Genomic DNA, 22,346 nt, shown 5'->3' with positions numbered 1-22,346 from the left:
ACTCATTCTACACTCTCTTCTATTCACCACATATCATTCACCACATATCATTATACCCTCCCCTTGTTAATTTTTTGTTACCCCATTGTAAAATTTATGTGAACTTCTTTATACTATTTCGGAATTATACCTTTGGGGATAGTTATATAAGGTTATTTAATCAATTCATACTTCTTTAAGTCGCTTATAATTTCGTCCGTATAATATGCCTTTATTTCTTTATCAATGGCTTTTACATCCCAATCCAATGAAGGATATTTACGCTTTTTTATATCCTTGCCGTTGCGGTCTTGTCCTATAATCTCTTCAAGATTGATTTCTTCCATAATCTGCCACAATCCAAGTGTTGCCGATGGGTATTTTCTGATAATCTCTTTATATTCGTCTGTTTCTTTTGCTTTTGCGAGAAGTCCATCCCACAATTTTAATAAAAAATCCTCACGGGCAGAGGTTTGGGGTAATTCCTTTAACCTTTGCAAAGCCAAAGTATTTCCATCAAAGCACAGCTCATTACGATAATTACGATTATCGCTACCCCTTAGACTGCGACACTTGTTTTTAGGCGATAAAGCAGTATAAAAAAGACACTTTTTTAAAAATACTGTATCGCCCATAAATGAGCCTTGCCCGTCGTAACATTTAGAATACACATCTGTTTTCCACCATTTGTCATAAGGGAAGCAACTTGTCACGAATAGCGGTAGTTTTTCAATAAAATTATCGGAGCGAACATAAAAGCCGTGTCCTTTATATAAACCGCATCTTGTTAGCGATACATTTTTTCTGTCAATCAAAAAGGAATGAACCATCAAATAACCAATAATATTCTCATTGTATAATGGTTTTTCGGAAACATCACGACCATTTTCTACATACTCACTACCATCGCTTTCGCACAAAATACCCCTTACATCGTTATCAAATGTGCGGTTATCATACGTTTCTGTAAAATTATGATGGGCTTTTCGTAAAGTTATATCACCGCCAGCATCTATGCAAATAACGGGCTCATCATTTTGTATATCGTATGGTGTCATCGGCGGCAATTCTTCACGTCTTTCATCTATATTTTGCCACCATATTACGCCTGTTGCGGAATTTTGCGGAGCGTGAAATTCCTTACGATTACATAAAAAACCATCACGGAATTTTTTGTTTACAAGCTCTTGATTACGCCAATATTTTGTCGGCGAATATACAATAAAGGAATCGGTTGTGTTTTTTAAGTAATATTTAAAACCCGACCATATAAAAAGATTGCCGAGTTCATTTGTGGCTACACCCTTAACTTCCTTTTTCATTTCCTTGCAAATAAAACTTTTTTTCCATTTATTTTCTTTTCGCCCCGTCTTTTGAGTGCCACCACTTCCAGACTCGGAATACGGAGGATTTTCTACAATAATTTTTACGCAATTATCATCCAAAACCTTTTCACGCACATAATCGTTTAAAACTCTGTTTGTCAAAAATTCACGTTCAGCGGGAATTATATCGTACTCTAATGCGTCAGTATCGGGAATGACTACTGCACTTTTGCCTTGAAACTTATATTTCAATATTACATATTCGTTATATTCTATTGTTGAAAGTATGCAATGCTCTAAAACTTCGTCAGATAAACTTTCAACTAAATTTCCCACGCCTGCACATCTGTCAATAATAACATAGTCTTTATCTTTTGGCACTTCAGAAATTGCCTGCAATAACATTTTTTGCATTTGTTTAACATAGGCAGGAGGTGTATAATATGCACCCTGTTCTCGTTGCAATAAAGCGGGGTTCAAACAATCCATTATTTTTTCAAACTCAAAATTATCTTCTTTTCCATATGGAAGGATGCGGTCTTTCAGGATAAATGGTTTGCGGATTTCGGCATTTTTGCCTTTTAAAAAAGCGTCTTTATCTTGTTTAAATTGCCTATAAAACTCTTGTGATAATCCGAATATATTGCGGGCATCTACACGATAGGGGATAAAAGATTCGGTTTTAACAATATTTATTAGCTCAGCTCTTTCGTCAATATTGCTGTAACATATTTTTTTGTACGGTATTGTATTGTATATGAGAGGCATATTCTTATTATTTTTACTTGCCGCTCCAAAATAATCGCCGTGCATTTCCTCATATACATCTTGCGTTTTGTAAATATAAGCAGTTTTACGGATAAGGTCGTTTAGAATTATAGTAGCGGGCATTTTTTCGCCACGCTCTCTGCGACGAGCAAGATATTTTATTGCTTGCCATAATGTTTCGTTTATATTGTCTATCGTTTTTTTATTTTCAAATAAACAACCGCGAAAAACGCCATCAGTGTTATGAGACAAATCGGGAGTTGCCCCTAACATTTCGTAAAATTTCTTTTGTAATTCTATTTCTTGCTCCACAAAATTCCCCATTTAAACTAAAACACACTGTTTCAACAACCCGTCAAAACTATTATCCTTCATTCTAAACGTAAATTCGTTGATATATCTTTGCATATATTTTACTGAAATATGATGATAAATTCCATAGATGCCTCTCTTCAGTAAAGCCCAAAAACTCTCTATTCCGTTTGTATGCACTCCATTACTGCTAACATACTGCCCTGCTGAATGGTTTACCGACAATCTGACATACTTATTTATGTTTTCTCTATCTAAAAAATTGTATCCGCTGAAATCGTCTGTTATTATCGTTGTATTGTCTTTGCAAACCCTATCTAAAACCTTAAACAACTGCTTTCCTGTTAGTTTCTTGCCGTCTTTATTCGGAAATGCTATCTGAGCATATACTCTCTTAGAATTACGCTCTTTAACGCCTATTACTGCTGTTTTATTTGTGCCTCTGCCTCTTTTTAACGGAGGCTTTGGCAAGTCGTCATTATTGTCTTTACGGGGCTTACCGCCTACATAAGTTTCGTCGATCTCAACGATAGCCTCAAATGCTTTACTCATATCCTTATTGCCCATCGCTGTTCTTATCTGCTTTAACATTCTCCACGCCGTTTTATATGTAACGCCTATCTCTCTTTTCAACTGCAATGCTGATATGCCTTTCCTGCTTAATATAACAAGATTTATAGCGTAAAACCACTTCCTTAAATCTGTATCCGATTTTTCAAATATCGTGCCTGAAAAAATTGAGTATTCGCTTTCGCAATGATTGCAATGTATTTTTCTCGGTTCAGTATGGCGACGATATACTCCTTCCGCTTTACCGCATTTCGGACATACAACACTGCCGTTGTATCTAATCTTAACGAAGTAATCTATTACTGCTCTTTCCGTCGGAAACTTCTTTTGAAATTCAAAGTAATCCATTGCCTTTCTCCTTGTATTATTTATTCTTTATAAGGATATTTTAACAAATTATTCACTATCTGTCAAGGGATAGTTCCGTAATCTTTTCTAGTAAAATTATTATCTGAAAGAAACAAAAATAATCCCGTAGTCGAGACTTGTCATCCTCATTTGTTACACCGCTCGTCTGGGACACTCACTATATGCCTGTTAAAAATGTCTGATTTTTTATGTATTTTTTATATTAAGGGTTCAAGTGATTTGTTGTTTTGTTAAAGTGGAGCTAAGGGGGATTGAACCCCTGACCTCTTGCATGCCATGCAAGCGCTCTCCCAGCTGAGCTATAGCCCCATTTTCTATTTGGATTTTAAGTATATTTAATATTGGTGTCGTTGTCAAATTTTAAATCCATGCTCCACTGTTTTTTGCCATTACTCAACTTTTAGCTGCGCGGCTACTGACCTTAATCATCCCTGTGCGGCTAAAAATGACATGATATAGTCGCCGGGTGAAATATCCAATTCTTTTTCCATAAGCTTCGATTCGGAAAAACTTTTTATGAATATCTTGTTGTTTAAATCGCTGACAAATTCAGCATTTGATATGCCCAGATTCATCTCATTATTTATGTAAAGGCTTAATTTATCAAAATTTGCAGAACCAACGCATGACCAGTTATCATAAATCGCGGCTTTTACATGGGACATCTTCGGGTAAAAATAGATTTTTATGCCATTATTAAACATTATATTGGCTTTGACCATATTGCTTTTATCCATCATTACATTATCGTTTTCAGAAGGAAGAATTATTCTTACATCAACGCCGCGCAACCTGGCGTTAATGAGTTCCTGAATAATTCTGACGTCAGAAAAATACGCGTTTTGTATGTAAATTCTTTTTTTTGTCCTTTTAATCGCTTCCATCTGCGCCTCAAAAATTTCTGCCGAACTCGGTTTTGTGTAAAGAGTCCTCATATAAAACATGTCGGGTTCGATATCCTTATTATAATCGTGTTTAGATTTAAATACAGCTCTTGCCGCAGCGGCGAAATCACCTCCGGCTCCCGCAAAAGCCCACGCGCCGTCAAAGTCATCCTTCAGTTTTGCAACTACAGGGCCCTCAAGGGCAATCATCATGTCATGCCAAAAATATCTGTACTCCTCGCCAAAGTTCATTCCGCCAGTATATGCAAGTTTGTCATCTATAATAATCACTTTGCAATGATCAAAATTCGCCCACGTATTTAAATGCGTGCGCACTTTTACTTTGGAATTTTCTTTCAAATATTTTTTAATATCGGGCATAATATAATCTTTGGAATACAGCTGCTCCGGATCCTTTGTCCAATTCAATATAGCGTTGATTTCATCAATCAAAACTTTAACTTTGACGTCTTCGTTGGATTTTTTTTTAAGTTGGTCGGCTATCGTAATACTATACGGATCGGCTTTAAAAATATAGAGTCGTATGTTGATTTCTTTTTTCGCTTTTGCAGCCTGTTCTATAAAATCAGGGAAAAAAGAATTTCCAGTAACAAGTATCCTTGCCCTCCCCATATATTTTTCTTCAGTTATATTGAAATCGAGATATTTTTCAAAAGCTTTTATGTCCATCATTTCATCGCCTTCGTATAAAGGCGGAATATTGCCTTTGATATTTTCTATCTGCGGAGAAAGTCCAGAGTATAGTGAGTACATAGCCGTTGAAAAAAGCCTGTGAAAAGACGTAAAAGGTGACTTTATTACTGCAAATACATGACTTTTAATAAAAAATGAGTATATTAAATCAATGGAAAACCCCAGAGGTGATGCCTCTTTTTGAACTTCATAATAATCCGGAAGTTTTACAGCTGCGGCAATGTTTTTTTCCATATCGACGTAAATATACGGTATCAGAGGAACGGTATCAATCGGCAGAACAAATCTTTTATTGTAGGGATATTCATTTTTCAGAATTTCTATTATTTTTGAATATGTGTTTTTCCTTATGGTCTTTTTATCTATTTTATCAATTACTTCAATGCTTTTGGGCAACCGCGATGGATCGCATACTTTTATTGTTCCATCGGAATCTCTGTATAAAATTATGTCTTTAAATCCGGTAAGCAGCATCGCTCCTTTGTTGTTTGACTGCGGGGCCATTTCTGCAATGACCTCTTCACAGGCCAGCTGCAGAATATTTTTGACAAGGGTAACTGTTTTAGCGCCGTATTTAATTCCTTCCGGAATTTTCTGCGTTATTTCCATTTCAATAACGGCATTTCTCCTGTTTTTTCTGCTGCCTTCTTTTGGAAGTCTTGTGTAAAGATAAAAATTTTCATTTTCATGACTATATGACAAATATAAATTTTCTTCGTATATAAAAACTTCTTTAGGATCAAACATAGAATTATCTACATTCTGAAGAATTTGCTGCTTTTTATAAATTCTGTGACAGCCCAAAAAGGAAAGTATAAAACAAAGCACCGCAAAAGTTATGATTTTATTTTTCATTTGATATCCGGATCTTTTTTACAATACACAAAAAAAGCTGCAGGCTGCAACAACCTGCAACTTTTTTATTTGCCATATGCATTATGCCGCTGACATAATGTCCTTTATGGCTTCTAAGGATGAAGTTCTTGTAGATCTTCTTATTTGTTCTTTTGTCACAATTTTGTCTATAAATATGTCAAGCATATAATTGGTAATATCTGTGTAAGCTTTATAAACTTTTTCCGATTTATCTTTACTTTGCACAAGTTCTCCGGTTTTAGATATATCAAAAGTAAAGCCCATTTTTTGTATAGGTATGGACAAATTTAATAAAATAGGTTCTATCTCGGCCGAAGCTGCAGCAAAAGTATATTTTTTAAGGATATCTTGTACTTTGCCCAACAACATTTCCGCAGGTAAATCCTGAGCATATGCGGAAGGATAATATCCGGCTTTAAATAATGAGGCTTCCGCCATAAGGCTTGCAAACACTTTTGCAACCGCTTTCGAAGTAAACTTTCCATTGCGCCCATTAATTATTATATTTTCACTTAACCCTTGTATAAAGCCGGCAATTTTTGCGGCATTGATTTCCTTTTGTTCACCTTCGGAAGAATTATAGTTTAAGAGCAGCTTGTCAAGATAGGGCCCTGCTATTTTCAGATTTTCTTTCGTACCAAGTGCATCTATCAGTGAAATTGTAACTTCTTTAAAATCTTTAATCTCCGAAAGCCTGTTTTGTTTTGCCAAACTTCCTATGAGAGCTGCGGCATAAACCGCAGGCAGAGATTGTCCGTTAATTTTCACATTTACAGCATTAATATCAAAAGTTGTTTGTAAAATATCTGTATTTAAGCCCGTCTCAACAGCATTTATATAACTTCCTGCATAACTTTCTTCAAAAGTTTTTTGTCCGATTTTAAACCAACCTAATTTTAATCCCTCAAAGCGCTTGGAACCTTTTGGTGGAATTCTGTAATTCTGCGCAGAATCTTCAGAAACAATTTCCCCCCATAATAAACCTATAGGATAGTCTACGGACAAAGCTCCAGACTGTGCTGAATTTTTCAAAAGTTCTTCAACACTTGAATGCGTCTCAAAAGTTTTATCATTAATTTCAACTTTATATCCCGAAATATTTTCATATTGGCTCACATTCTGAAACTGTATAACAGGCGTATACCCCATATCCGCAACGATTTTAGCGGACTTAGAAGTCATATTGGCGGATTTTACAAAAACATTTATAAAAAATCCAGATTCTGCCGCGGCTTTTGCAATATTATTAAGAACTTCAGCATCAATAGAATCAATCTCAACTGTAAATGACGTAATCCCGCGGGCAATCCATTTCGATATTATTATTTCGGCATTATCGGCATTTATCTCTTTTACATACATTGATATGTTCATATCGGCCATTTTTAACAATGTTTGTTTTAACTGCAGTTCAAAAAGCATCTGCTGCAATGCCATAATTCTTATAAACATTGCATCGTCGATATCAATATTATATTTTGCTTTTTCGCTTGCGGCAAAGGCATCAAGCCATGAAGTGTTTGCCATATAATATGCCTCAACTTCACTTCTCTGCTCAGCTGAAAGTTTTGTGTAAACTTTCATCGCAACAAGATTTTTCCTTTTTGCCGTACGTTCTTTATTGATGGTATCCCTTTCCGAAATATCTACTGCCAAATCTTCAGCTGTGATTATTCCTTGAGCTTCGGGAACGGACATCCAATCCAAAAGCAAATAGTTTGCGGCAAGCGGATTATCTACGGAGAAAATATCATTCATTGTAAATCCATTTACTCCCGCAGGCTTTAACACGGTTTCAGCATAATTTTGGAGTAAAGTTATTTCTCCTATTCCGCTATCCCCGCTGCTTCTGAGCATTGCCGACACATGAAGCTTTTCATTATAAATACCTTTCTTTTCGGATTTGCTTTCAACTTTACGCATTTCGCTGTCAAGACCAGTAGATTCGGCTATTCTTTGCGCGGCGGCATTTACTGTAGTAAGAGTTCTATTATCTGGTAAACGGTTTACGAAAAGTAGATTTTTTGATTTTGAAAGATCCAATCCTTCGGCTTTGAGCTTTTGCATTATTTCAAGATTTTCAAATATGCCTTTAAGTAATTGCTCTTTTGCCTCTTTATTGATTTTATCTGACGGCATTTCATAGATAAAAGGCAGTGAATATTGGAGATTGTAAAAAATACCGTTTTCAGTTTTAACTTTCACAAGAGCAGCTTTTACCACAATGTCTCTAGCGCCGGTGTTGATTTGGAAATCAAACAAAACATTGTCGGAATTTATATATTCTACTGGCATAATCGAAAAAGCTTTTGTGCCATACGATCCCATATATGCGATTAAAGCCGCGTTTGAAGCCGCGTTTTCAATATCAAATATGAAGACTCTGTCCTCGTCTTTTAAATATTGCGGGGCGACATCGACGGCATCTACAGCCTTTTCCTGAATAACAAAAGGCATTTTGCTTAAAACTCTTGCTGCCTTAGAAGATTCAACGGCTGAATGTTTATATATTTTGTTTCTCTCAATGTCATAATAAACGAAATCCAAAAATATTTTCATTGCTTCAAACTGATAAGAATCAGCCGCAACTTTACCGTCAAGAGCGTCAATAATGCTTTTTTTGTCAGGAAACAAAGTATTTCCGTTTGAATCTTTAGTATTGCTTATAATGTTAAAGAGATTTTTTCTTAAAACTGGTTTATTTTCCAGATTTTCAAGCAAAGCCGTAATTTTTATTAAAATGTCCGCTCCAATAACGCCGTCAAATATTAAACCGCTGTCGTTTATTGCTGGAATAGCATCCCCTTTGAGAGAATATATTATAAGTCTTAAAATCTCTGCTGCAGATTGTCGCACAATATCTTCAACACTCATTCTTTCATAAAAATCTGAAACAGTTACACTTATACCTTCAATTTCGCCGTTTATTATTTTATCTCTGAAAACTGAATTAAATGTTGCCTGCGCCCTAAGCTGCTGCACAGGCGTTTGTATGTAAGCAGCTCTTACAGCCTTTCCACCTTTTTTGACTTTTATCTCTTCAATTAAATTCTTTATGACGTCATTATCAAAATTTTCCATTGTATTGGTTGAACGTTCTTCTTTCAAAATTTTTATTTGTTTTATGTCCATTCCTCTCTTTGCGGCAATATTTAGAAGAATCAATTTGATTATGTCCGCTTCTGTTGTCAACTGTCTTAACTCCGTTTCTGAAAAATTTCCCAATTCTTCATATTGTTTCATTGAAGAAATAACCGTACCATTTGACAAAGGAATACCTATGCCCATTTCAACGGCTTTTTTAATAAGAGGCAGCGTAAGCCTTCCTACACCGCCCGAAACGACAATTTCTTTAACCAAACCGCCGTCATACAGTTCTAAAGCTTTTTCAAACGTGGAAATTTCATCGTTTCCCAATATCAAAATAAAATCCGCAGGATTATCTTCAGTCAATTCCTGAGAAGCGGAAAGTTTTGAGGCAATTTCACCTGTAAGTTGTTCTTTGTCTCTTTTTTCCATTTCATCTTTTGCAATTTTTGCCACAAACTCCATAAGCTTTGCTTGGTCAGGATTAAGCTGGGAAAGAGATTTGTGGAACTCTTCATAGCTGTCCATTTCGCCTTTAAGGAAAGAAGCTCTTTCCATCCCTTCATGTATTGCAAGCTGCCTGAGATAAAAGAGGCGCTCTTTATCTTCCAAGTTCTCTATAGCTCTGAGAAATGTTTCGTTTATATAAAGGGTTACTCTTCCATCATCTTCTGACAGAGAAGCAAAAGCATAGGTGTCAGAATCCTTTATAAGATTCTCATTGCTTGAAATTTGCAAGTCAAAATCATAATTTTCATATTTAGAGTCCACAGATGCAAGTAGGCTTTGAACTAAACTTAAAAGTTCGGATACTTCTATTTTCATAATGAGAGAATTTTCATCATAAAATAAACCATCTATCATTTTGTTAACTTTTGAATTACTAAACATCGCTATCAAAGCATTTGCGGCAAGAACTGCATAGTCTGTTGAGGTACTTATTTCACCGACAAGGGCAGCTATATTTCTTCCTAAAGCCTGAATATTCAGATATACTCTTCTTCTCTGGAAAGAAATATTTCTGTTCTGTTCGTCTTTAAAAGTTATTACGCTGAAACCTTTTTCTTTAAAAGCGTCTATCATATCCTGCACCTTATCGCTATTTCCAGAGTATATGATTTTATATACTACTTCGCCCTTATCCGCATCAGCCTGCGCATAAACGCTCTGTCCGAAATTCTTTAGTATTTCACGCACCTCAGACTCGGCATCGGATGCAGTTATTGTTATTTGTTTGCCGCCATCTTCAACAGAAAGCTTTTTGCGAATCTCAAAAACCGTATCTTTTCTTTTATTTACAAAATCTATGAGCTGGCTTTTTTGTTCTTCATCTATCAATCCATTTATTTCCGCATAGTACAGCTCTTCAATACTTTTAAGCCCAAGCGAATTTGAATATATTTCTATTGATTCCCAATCTTCTTGAGATAATTCGCTCGGCTCTGTTTGCCCCTCTTCCTGAAATAGTTTTAAAAAATTTTCGCTCGGTTTTATTTCTCCCAAAGGCTGCCCGCGCAGGCTTGCCAAAACTTTTGCCCGTAAAGACATAAATCTTTCAATATCTAATTCGTCACTAAACGGATTTTCACCTTCTTTTTTTACTAATTTTACAAAAAGAGGAATCTCTCTGCCTTTCCTCTCACTTCTTTTCCTCTTAACTTCATTACCGTCCATATCCGTTAATATGTAATCTCTTTCAGCGTCCAGTCCGGCAGAAGCTAGAATTTCATAGTAACTATACTCATACAGTGATGAAAGCATTAAAGGATAAGAGCTGCCGTTAGGCATGGTCACGAAATAAGCTATTTTATCTTTTATTTTTGTATTGAGCATCTTTCTTAAAGTGTCTTCGGTATTGTCATCAAAAATAATATCGTCAGAATAAAAGTAAAAAGAGGAATCGCCCATTATTTTTTTTATATCTGCCAAAGCCTCTTCTTCTCCGTAAAATAGTTGATTGTATGTTAATTCCATGTTAAAAGTACTGTCGGCATATTTATTGTTTATTAGTCTTTCCCCCATTTTATATATCCAGTGAGCAAGAGGAAATGTCAGTATAAAACTTCTCTTTGATTTCTTTACAAGGGCATTGGTCTCATTGACATCAGGATCTGCTCTTGTTATCAGCCCGTTATGTTCATTTTCATACTCTTCTTTGGAATATATTATGATTTCGCCAGCGGCAGTTCCATTAATTTCATAAGTATATTTTACTCTGGCAAAACCTTTCTCGATATCGTAATTAAAAATCCTGTCTATTTCGCCTTTCTCGTTTTTCTTAAGCGTATAAAAATATTTTCCATTAACTTTTGACTGAATAAAAGCGCTTTCAACGGCATCCATCGCCTTTTTCCTTTCAGAGCTATCATCGACTACAATATGAAAGCCGTAAATATCTTTTATTTTTTCTTTTATTTTTTCCCCTATATTTTCGCTGTTTAAATCGACTTGTTTTTCTTCTCCTCTTCTTGACGAAACAATCTTTTCAAAAATACTGTATAGACTTTTAACCCTTGTGTGGACTTCATATTTTTTAACTCTGGCTTTTTCTTCTAAGGCAGGTACGAGCTTTTCCTTTAAATCGTCAAGCATTTTTCCGTAATCGGAATAACGTAATTCCGTAGCGATGTGCTTCTCTAAAATGCTAAGTATTTTAATATATAATTCTGGCTGCGTTTCATAAAATAAAAGATTCCTTATAGACTCAAAAAGATTTATGTCGTTTATTCTTCTTGCCAAAGGAACGTATATAAGATATATCAAAAGTTTTTCGAGATTTTTGGCAAGGTCTATTTCATACTCAACGGTTCTCACTCCTTCTTCAGTAAATAAATCAGTAATGCTCTTATCTGCAATCATCGCTTTAAGACTTTCATTACTGCTCAGGCTCTCTAGCATCCCGTTTTTTAGAGACATTGCCACTTTGGATTTGTCCAACAGCTCAGAAAGACCGTCTGTCATGAGTCTTTTTTCCATTTCCGCCTTTGTGGTCTGCTGGTATTCCTTTAAAAATAGATTTTTCAATTTATCAGCTGGCAGATTTTTTAGTTCTTCATTCAATCTATCCTGATTTTTTTTCATATAATAATCGGCAAGCTTATTGTAATCAAGAAACTCTTCCGCTTTGTGAATAGAAAAAAACTGTTCAAAATAGTCATGAAAGATAAAATTGGAGACTTTGTCGGCAAAAGCAGCATAAACCCTGTCTACTTTTCCTGCGCGTTTCAAGATTGCATCCATATAATTCTGTATTCCAAAATCACCACTGATTTTATCAATAGAAGGAAATTTCCGTATTGAAAAAATCATGTCGATATTAGATATCATTTCGCTGTTTCTCAGACCTAGCTGCGCAAGAATTCCGTCCTTTTTAATAAGTTCGCTCTGAGGAAATTCAGAAAGCAAGAGAGCTATCAACATCTTTCCTGTAGAATTTTTGCCCGCCGCCCATTCTTCGTAACGGTTAATTTTATAGCGGACTTTTTCCAGCTGTTTTGGAGTATAGCGCTCAACGACATACGCTGCTACGATATTTTCCTCCTTTATGGGGAAATCAGAGACCTTCTTTGGCGTATTGGCAATAATAAAAGCATGAATCGCTCCTATAGCTGATATCTCCGGGTCAGACATGTCTGTCCAATGATATTCTAGGACTTTTGCTACTTTTTCCTGCCTACATTTAATAAGCACCCTCATATGTTGCTGGAGTTTTTTGGCATCTTCTGCTTTAAAATCTTTAACAAACATCCCTTTGTCAAACATATACATAATAAGTTTTTCTTTATCTCTAGGAAGTTCTTTAAGGCTGTCTATTTTACCCGCATTTTTTAACAAAATTTCTTTTAACGCTACTTCAAGACCTCTTATTACCCATCTGTAATCGTAAGATTTGTATATGCTGTTGCTGTAGGCTGCGGCATATAAATTTCCGAAAAATGTGCGTTTTGCGCTTTTTGAATCGGCTTTCTGGATAAAATAAAAACCTCTTTCTATAATTCTATAGTACGGTTTTGAAACTGAAGCAATACCCTCCCCCATTATCTTTAAAATGTTTCTTCTGCTTTCCAATGTTTCTTTATCACGAGTTTTTTCCATTAGAATTTTAAACACATGCTCCTGATACTTCATAAAAGCATCTGCTGCATCGGACGAATTGGCGTCATATACGGGTTCAAAATCAAAAAAAGTCGCTATTGATCTTTCATCATAAATCGCGGCGTCAAGCGTTGTTATCAAACTGCTTTCAATAGAACCCGGGAAGTCTACTTTCATGCCGTTTGATACGAGAGGAACAAGCCCTGTACATTCTAAAGCATACTGATAAGCAGGAAGAAATTTATCACGAATCGGTGCAACGACGGCCTTATCTCTCGCTATAACATCATAGTATATATCAGAGGACGGAGTGACACTTCCGTTTACAAGAGATCCCCCAACAACTATGCTGTATGAGTCCGGAGATAAATCAAACTTAATTATCTCTCTTACGATTTCGTTAACTTTTTTCATTACCTCTTTGATAGTGTCTTTGTATTCCATACTGCCATTTTCTACATTGTTTAGTATAGCTTTTCTAAAAGTTTCTCGAGCTTCTTTAACAGCTTCTTCAAGTTTCTTATCTTTAATGGCTTTTCTGATATCTTCTCTTAATTTATTATCTTCAATTTTAGGAATCTCTTCAGACTGGTACTGATAAAGTATGTTAATATTAAGCTGCTGCGCGACATCAAGCATTAAATTATTTTGAGAAGTTCTTATTTTAGCATCTTCCTGCATTTTTATATGCACTTTCGTAAAGCCGTGCAGTCTGCAGTACAGAGGAATGAGCCACTGGAACTCGCCCCATTTTCCAAGATCATCTGAAGTCATTTCAAGAATTCCTTTTGAATCCTCAAACTCGTCTCCTCTGTAATGTTCAAAATATTCAGTAGAAACATTTCCTTTTTTTCTTAATTCTTCAGTGGTAAGATTATTTTCAATAAAAAATATAAGAGGTATCATGTTACTTGAAATACTTGGATATTTAAGATGCATTAAGGACATATCTTCAATAAGAGCAAGTCTTGCTTGCTCCGCATCGCTTTCATATAGTCTTTTTACTATAATGCCGAATGCAGCATTGTTTTCTTTCATCAACTCGCTGAGAGCGTAGTAAAAATATTTCGTGGTATTGCCTTTCAACTCAATAATTTTTTTGGCTATATCTTCAGGATTTTCCGCCATATATCTTTTGAGATAGTCATTAATATTAAACAGTTCATCTATTGGGGTGTGCGCTTGTACCCCTTTGATCTTTTTGGGAGCAAGTGCATCTCTTATGTCAAATATGGTAAGAGGTATTATGCTGGAGGCGTGTGCTTTATTTAAAGGTTTCGACATTTGCCCAAAGACAAAGCCCGTTTTAGTTATATCTTCAAGAATTATAATTTTTTTATTCTCGACATTGAATGCTGCTTCTTTTTCTATATCAAATTTGTTTGCTATATTTTCACGCGCAACCTGCCCTATCATGGGAATGTAATCCATATAGTCATCTTGATTGATATTAATTATTTTTAATCCTGTTTTCTCACTCACCAAACTTCCTAACTTTTGAGTTATATGCATCGGCTCTGTAAATCTTACAGCTATAGAAAAAGTTCCGTCTGCGTCTCCATTTAAAATATTCTTTTTGATATAATCAGCTATTTTATTGGCATATTTTTCAATTACTGCATTATCTCCAATCCTAAGCATCAGCAAATCATGTTGTATCTCTTTATCTATATCTCTATTTCTAAGAGAATCAATCTTGTAAATACTTTGTATTTCTTCATGTCTTGAGAAAGCTTCAAGACGTATGGAATTACCAAGTTTTAACAGATCTTTCTGCCCTTTCAGTGTGATGGAATTGGTGTTCTCCAGCATTTTTATCATGATCCCGAAATCCGGCAATTCTGACTTTATAAAATCATGGAAACATTTTGTTGTTCTTCCTTCTTCCCCTATCCCTTTTTTTCTGAGATAGTTCCCAAAATTTTGATACTCGATTGAACTCTCACTATATAAAGCATTATTTTCCATTACTTCGTGCATTATAAGTTCTTTCAAAACATTATCGAGTTCATCTGAATTACCTGAAAGCTCATATTTTAAAGCCTCGAGAAATTCTGAATGCACATACAAAATGGCGGATTTTTTACCATTTTTCGGCACTGAAGTGTTTAATGCCGCCAATGACCAGCCTTCTTCATTTATTAAAAATGAAGAATCCACTATTCTTATATCGACCTCGTCATAATAGCTAAGAAGAGTAGAAGCTGTTTCTCTAAGTTTTTCATATATGTCAGGATATTGCGTATTAATATTTATGAAAGAAGATAACATTTTTATTACAAAAGTATTCAACTTCAAGGGAAAATTTGTAAAAAAGCGTTTATAATCAAATTTTCCAGAGGAAATATCCAGCCTGAGTTGCTCAATATCTGAACCATTATATCTTTCACGATAATAATCAGTCTCCCTAACCATCTTTATAAAAATATTTGGAATTATATCGGTTACATTAAACGTTGCTCCTTTTAATATTTCTCTCACCATACCGGGAGTGATATCCCCGAGCGTAGTAAGAGTTCCCGTAGAATTTTCCGTTTTATCATCCGACGGACTTAAACGGACGGGATGAAAAATACTTGAACCTTTTTCTTTATATCTAATAAGCATCTCATTGCTTTCTTTATCATAAGAAAACTCTGCTTCTTCTAAACCTTCTTTTGCGAGCAGAAATTTTTCTATATCTTGTTTTAGTGCCGGAGAAGACAAGTCAAATCCTTTGTTTATATGTTCTTTAGAAATCGTATCAAGTACTCTTAAAGAAAGTTCTTCCATTGTAAGCTCGTTATATACAGGAAGAGGTATTGCAGCATCCCCAGCGGAGTAAAGCATTCTGGCGTATTCGACATATTTTTGAGAATTTTCATGCCCCGCAGACGTAATTCTGGGCATAAAAGTGATATTGTTTATACGTTTTTTATTTAAAATATCGTTAATTCCGGCGGTGTGAAAGCCTCCGGCTACAATGACTTTTATTTTTGAAGACGCAGAGCTTTCAAAAATTGCTTTGGCATTTGCTTCAACACCAAAATGAGAATCGGGGTATATACCGGAAGGATGCTCGGTATCACCAAGCATTTTGCTTATAAAAATTTCATTTCTTTTAAGATTTTTATCGTTAAATTCCACGGCTTTTGCTTCAATAGAATTAAGTCTTACAAAACTACCGCTCCCCACGGCATACTGGAAGAGTAAAGCTTTAAACTTTGAAATATTATCTTTATAATATTGATACTCATCTGCTGCAGCCGAGGTCATCAAAACGTTTCTATATATGTCGATAAAACGCGACATAAAAAGTATATTTTTTGAATTTTCGTCAGGATAAATTTTTACTGATAAGTCATCGGCAAGAATATTTTCTTCATTAATAAATTCAAGCCTATTAATTTTGTCAGAAAGAGCTATGGAAGTAATAAATTTGTTTAATTGCGGATAATGATCGAGGCTTATTTCTTCTCTATTCTTATAAAGATAGGCAATCAGCGACTGTCTGTCTTTTAAATTGTTCGAAACGGCAATAAGCTCCGAATATTGCTTATAGCTTAAAACGTTTTTCAGATTCGAAAACAGTTCTGACATCTGCGACTGCAGCTTTCTCTGGCTTAAGCCTGCTGCCGACCCGTTCGTAAGGACATAAAGCGCTATATTCGGATAATCGTTTATGTCTATCCCTTTTTTAATGCTCTCTTTTTTGAGAAAATCAAAATATTCTGACTCCTGTAAAGAACCTGAACGGTATCTTTTATATGCGGAAAACAGCCTTTGTTGTTCAGACATAAAATATTTATTTCTTAAGTTTTCAAGATTTTTTTCCAGAGGAATGAGGAGATTTTCAATTGACGGTCTTTGTTCTATTAACTCTGCAAAAAGAAGAAGATTCCCATCAAAAATACCTTTATCTTCTACAGAGTTTATTCTTTTTCCGTATTTTGCGGAAAAATATTCAGCGCCGCTTATATTCCCGCTGTCAAATAAAGCTTCTATAAAAACATTTCCACTTTTTTTGCCGAGACTTGAATAAACCCATTCAAAATCACTGTTTTCGCTGGCTCCTTCAACATAAAGCTCAAAATCGGGATAACTTTCATGAAGATTTTCAAGCAGCGCAAAAATTTTCTTTTGGCTGTCAATATTAAAATGCAGGTCTTGTATGTTGAAAATGGATACGGAGCTGTTTTTAAAAGAAGCTTCCGTAACAAACGCATAAGCGTTTATTGCCTCGACATTAAAAACATTTAATAAAGGTGAAGCAGAAAAACCATGAGTGGGAAAAGATGATAATGTCAAAAATACTGCAATAGTTAATGAAAATAATTTCTTTAACATATTACACATCCTATCTTTCTTAATATATTAACTTTCAAATAACTATGATTGTGCGCCGTCTTCACTAAAATCTATGTCCAAAACAATCCGTTTATTATTATCCAATATAATCACTCTCGTAAAGTCCAGAGCATATTTTTGCGAATATTTTTTCGTTTCTTCGACTATCATATTTTGCGCAAATTCTTTAACTCTGTTGTCCATTGTTCCCGACAGCGATATATAAAGAACTCCGTCTTTTACGTCCGAATATCTTAATTGCAGCATTGAGATTAAAGCGCCTAAAAACGGATTCGTCCGCGCAGCCATATTAATCTGCGAAACAATCATTCTACCTACATACTCGTTGTCGGTTATATCGTGCCTGTCCTCCAAGAGAACAGCGGTCATCTCCGGTCCTTCTATTTCAAATAGATTTCTGCTTTCATAATCGCCCCGCGATATGCGCATATAAAGGTACGATTTGACGTCATCTATATTTTGCAGAATTCTAAACGAAACGCTTTTTTCAGGACTAAATGCACTTACAACCATATATTTTATGTCGGAATCGCTGCTGAGCGTCACTCTTGTTATCGCCATAACAGCGTTTTGCATTTTTTTTATGGCGTCGTTTACTTTATTTTGGTCTTTAGATGTAAGCCCTTCAAGAGGCATATCTAAATATAAGCTTTTTCCAACTACGTAAGCTTTACAGTCTGTGCCACTTTCCTTTTTTATGAGAGCTTCTAAAGAACCAATGATGTCACCTTTTGGATAACTTACTCCGTAACATGCGCTTAGTGAGATTAAAAGCACAAACAAAATAAAATGCCTTATCATATCAGCTTATTCTTTTTCTTTCGTATCACAATTTTCATCCGAGTTTGCAAATACCGTTCCACCGCCATCTATTTTTGCACTTTCCGCAGCAATTACTTCAACGGCAGGATATTCTCTTTTTTTTCCAAACTTTTCAAAAGTTTCTTCAAGATCGTCAAAATCCATCTCTTTGTCAATGACGAGTCTCTTGGCTACGGCGTCAACAACATCCCAGTTCTGCCTTAACAATTCCTCTACTTTTGCAAGAGAAGAGTTCATTATCGCGATAGTTTCATTATTGAGCTTTTCTTTGAGATTAGACGACATTTCTTCTTTCGGTATTATTGAAAAGTCTCCGACAAAACCGCCCGTGCCCATTCCGAGCTGCCACACCATAGTATTTGCTATATGCATGGCTTTTTTGAAATCTCCAGATACTCCGGTCGTCGTGGTATTATATTTAATTTTTTCGGCCATATAACCGGAAAGAGCTACGACTATGTCTGCCAATAATTTTTCTTTATTGTGACTGTGAAATTCTTCTTTAGGGTGATGCGCGACAAGCCCCAATGAACCGGCATGCGATTTAACCGTTATCTTAAAAACGTCATCTGTGGGGTGATGCAGATACAAAGCGACAGCGTGTCCCGCTTCGTGATATGCTGTTTGTTCTAATTCTTTCGGGGTCATTTCAAGATGAGTTTCCAATCCCAGATCTATTCTATCCATAGCTTCAGAAATGTCATCCATTTCAATCGCATCTTTTTTCTTTCTTGTCGCTATTAAAGCTGACTCTTTTACGATATTTTCAATATCCGCTGGAGATTTGTAAACGGCTTTTCTTGCAAGCCTGTCTATTTTTACATTTTCGCTCACATGCACTTTTTTTAAATAAAATTCAAAAAGTTTTTCTCTTTCTCTCAAATTGGGAAGTGTTATGTTTATTTTTCTGTCGAATCTTCCAGGTCTTAAAAGTGCTTTATCTAAAACACTTTCATCGGCATTTGTCGCCGCGATTACTATGACATTATTTTTTTTGCTGTCCAAACCGTCCATTTCCACAAGAAGCTGATTCTGTGTGCTGTTAGTTTCTTCACCACCGCCGAAAGACGTAAATGTCCTTCCTCTTCCTATAACTTCGATTTCATCTATAAATATTATACACGCTCCATCGGTATAAGCGTATTCTCTGGCTTTTTTAAACAAATTTCTTACTCTGGAAGCTCCGACACCGACAAACACTTCTACAAACTCGCTGCCCGCCATATTTATAAAAGGGATTCCGCATTCGGTAGCTATGGCTTTTGCAAGCAAAGTTTTTCCCGTTCCTGGCGGTCCCATAAGAAGAAGCCCTTTTATAATCTTACCTCCCATCTTTTGAAGATGTTTTCTATCTTTAATAAGCTGTACGACTTCCAAAGCTTCTTTTTTTGCGCCTTCAAGCCCTATAACTTCGTTGAAGGTTACTTTTATATCATCTATCTTTACTTTAGATTTTTTTGTCTGTCCAAATCCTCTTTTTGTAAAAAAATACATATAAAAAAAGACGAATATAAGAGCATTTATAGCAACCATTATAAATTGCAGCGGCATTGTCGCAAGCGTCATATTTCTGTAAAAAGATTCCAGTTTGCTTAAGCCGTAAATTGCAAGGAACACCATAGCTACGGCTACAACGCCGGCAATAACCCAGCCCCAACTTTTTCTCATAAACAGCTTAAATTTACGCATTTTCTACCTCTTTATTTTTTTAAATTAATTATATATTTATTATAACTCTTATACAGCACACTTTCAAGGATAAATCGTTTATTTTACATTAAGGAAAATTTTAAATTTTTCTTTTGAAGTAAAAATACCGGCTTCCCGTCGTCCAATATCGGAAACAAATATTTTTGAAAGGAGTATGACTAAAGCGTCCTTATCCACATTTTTATTTTTCTTATATTGCTGATATACACTTATTTATATAATAATATAAAAATTTAAAATAATAAAGAAAAGAAATTGTGAATTTTTTTAAAATTTTAAATACCTAAAAAGATCGGGACAGAGTTTATCGCAGTGCGCAGGATAGTCTCCATCTCAGTTGAGCTTTAAAATAAAAAAGCACGGCATTTAATTCCGCCGTGCTTTTTTATAAAAAAATCTAATATTTATGAAAATGTTTTATGCGCGATATTTTTATAAAGGATTATACATATATTTTTTATCTATTAAACCTTCATCAAGCCATTTCTTTATCTCTTCGGCAGTAGGCTCGATTACGGGGTCGTATTCAACTATATTTCCATTTTCATTGGACTGTAAAACATATCCTTGAAACTCTTCAATTTTATTGTAAGCTTCTCCAATCTTGCTGTTTTCCTGAAAATTTTTCAGAGTCAATACAGTACTCTCTCCCTTTTCATTGGAGCATCGCACCAAAGTAGTCAACTCAACAGGGTTACTGGAAGTACCGCCTCCAAGCTGAATTACAATTTCTCTTCTTTCATTCTGTAAAACCGTAACCTGATTTGTTCTTGCATCCCAAACACCTACAAGTTGTCCCTCATAATAAAGATTTTTATTTATGATTATATCGTTAAATGTAGTATATTTTGCTTTACCATCAATTTCATACCACGTAGTTTCTTTTCTTTCTCTGTCAAAAGTTGCAACCAGCACCGAACCTCTCCACAAATAATCGGTAGTTATGGCGCCAGCATGATTTTTAGTTACAGTCTGCCTTCCGTTTTCATCAAAATACGTTATCTCATTTGTTCTTGGATTTACAACACTTTCAAGGACATAATTTCCATCAGTATCATATTTATAATTATATCTGGACATCACAACGCCATCTTTATCTTCCGCATAAGTTACAGCTCCGTTGCCATCATAATGTATTATGTTTCCGTATGCATCTATTTTTTCAAGCAGCCTTCCATTATCATCGTGAATATATTTCGCCATACGGTTTCCATCAACATCAAGATCATATGTAGGCAAACCTGTTTTTTCCTCATAAACGGTCATTCCCTTTGTCATCTCGTTGACAACGGAAAGAAGAGCTTTTCCATATTGATTATAATTATAAGTAGCGATAAGATTCTTATCTTTATCAAACGCCGCTACAATTTTGCCGCCAAACCCGAGTTCTTTATAAGATATTACTTCACCAAATTCATTAGTAACTTCCACCAAATTAGTTTTATTAACAGTTTTTGAAGAGCTTATCGTCTTTCCATCTTTATCTTTTGATATCGACATGTTTCCAAGCGTAAAAGTTGCCTGTCCGTCTTTGCTGAAAGATACAGCCAGTTTACCATTAGTAGTATAATAAGACTGAGTTCCATCTTTGTCAGTAGCGCGCAGTGGCCTTCCTGACAATATGTTTACACTTCTATTAGGCGGCATCCATTTAGCCGCTAAATCGTCAACAGTTCTTCCTTCAGGACCGATTGCATAAGGATTAGGTGTTGGTAAGAAAGACGCGTTGAGCGTCCCCGTCAGAAAAATTATTGATAATAGAATTAAATTTATTTTTTTCATAAAGTACCCTCCGTTGTAAATAATTATACAAATCAGAGCTGAAAAATCGCTGAAAAAGATGTGAATTTTTTGTAAATTAAATATCTCTTCTCTATTTTTATATATAAATTTTATTTGATTGCAGATTATAAATTCGGAAATCCCATATTGACGACCTCTATACGCATTCTTACAGAATTGCCGTCAATCTTTTGTTCTTCTTCAGGCTCATAAATATTTCCAAAAACGGTTGTTTTTTTACCAATATTTTTCATTAATTCTTCAGCTTTATCTCCGAAAAGTGCATAAAAAAAACCGTTTTCGCCGACAAGATAAACGGATTTTCCATCAGAAGATTGTTTTAAAACTCCTTTCACTTTAATCATTAGTTCGCTTTGTACGACTTTGGAATAATTTGTTACATATTTATGTTTCATATATAATGTGACAAGTATGGGACCTATAGCAATCAAAAAAGCAAGTACAGCAATAATAATTCCAAATATAATCCATTTTTTGTTACTTTTTTTTGACGGTTCCATACATCCTCCATTTGTATTTTAAAAAATAAACTGTTTTAAGATTCTAGCTTTTTTTTATATTTTTTTCAATAAAAAAAGCGAGCCGAAAACTTCCGGCTCGCTTTTTTATCATTATCAAAATTTAAAATACTGCCAAAACTGCTGCCATAATCTGCAATAATGCCCTAGGCGTTTTCTCTAATGCT

8 protein-coding genes and 1 tRNA gene are annotated in these 22,346 nt (G+C 35.1%); all 9 read right to left on the bottom strand.

Annotated elements, in window-relative coordinates; all coding sequences use genetic code 11:
• Positions 1-152 precede the first annotated feature (152 nt).
• Entirely contained in the window at positions 153-2,384 is a 2,232-nt protein-coding gene (locus LBD46_04195; GenBank protein MDR2426364.1) for a hypothetical protein, read from the bottom strand.
• A gap of 12 nt (positions 2,385-2,396) precedes the next feature.
• A complete protein-coding gene (locus tag LBD46_04190) occupies positions 2,397-3,302 on the bottom strand; it encodes an IS1595 family transposase (protein ID MDR2426363.1) in 906 nt (301 codons plus the stop codon).
• Between the two features lie 257 nt (positions 3,303-3,559).
• Positions 3,560-3,632 (bottom strand) — tRNA-Ala (locus tag LBD46_04185).
• A gap of 116 nt (positions 3,633-3,748) precedes the next feature.
• Positions 3,749-5,776, bottom strand: coding sequence for a phosphatidylserine/phosphatidylglycerophosphate/cardiolipin synthase family protein (locus tag LBD46_04180; protein ID MDR2426362.1), 2,028 nt, complete (start codon positions 5,774-5,776; stop codon positions 3,749-3,751).
• Between the two features lie 81 nt (positions 5,777-5,857).
• Positions 5,858-17,305: a hypothetical protein gene (locus LBD46_04175; GenBank protein ID MDR2426361.1), complete on the bottom strand. Its 11,448-nt coding sequence runs from the start codon at positions 17,303-17,305 to the stop codon at positions 5,858-5,860.
• A 42-nt stretch (positions 17,306-17,347) separates the two neighbouring features.
• Positions 17,348-18,127, bottom strand: coding sequence for a hypothetical protein (locus LBD46_04170; GenBank protein ID MDR2426360.1), 780 nt, complete (start codon positions 18,125-18,127; stop codon positions 17,348-17,350).
• A 6-nt stretch (positions 18,128-18,133) separates the two neighbouring features.
• Entirely contained in the window at positions 18,134-19,837 is a 1,704-nt protein-coding gene (locus LBD46_04165) for an AAA family ATPase (GenBank protein ID MDR2426359.1), read from the bottom strand.
• Positions 19,838-20,290: 453 nt separating this feature from the next.
• The gene (locus LBD46_04160; GenBank protein ID MDR2426358.1) at positions 20,291-21,640 is read right to left on the bottom strand and encodes a hypothetical protein; all 1,350 of its coding nucleotides are present in this window, start codon (positions 21,638-21,640) and stop codon (positions 20,291-20,293) included.
• 125 nt (positions 21,641-21,765) lie between these two features.
• On the bottom strand, positions 21,766-22,161 hold the full coding sequence (locus LBD46_04155) for a hypothetical protein (GenBank protein MDR2426357.1): 396 nt from the start codon (positions 22,159-22,161) through the stop codon (positions 21,766-21,768).
• Positions 22,162-22,346: the final 185 nt, after the last annotated feature.

This window comes from Candidatus Endomicrobium procryptotermitis, from assembly GCA_031279415.1.
GTDB classification, from domain to species: domain Bacteria; phylum Elusimicrobiota; class Endomicrobiia; order Endomicrobiales; family Endomicrobiaceae; genus Endomicrobium_B; species Endomicrobium_B procryptotermitis.
Note: the sequence above shows the minus strand (reverse complement) of the source record. Positions and strands in the feature narration are given on the sequence as shown.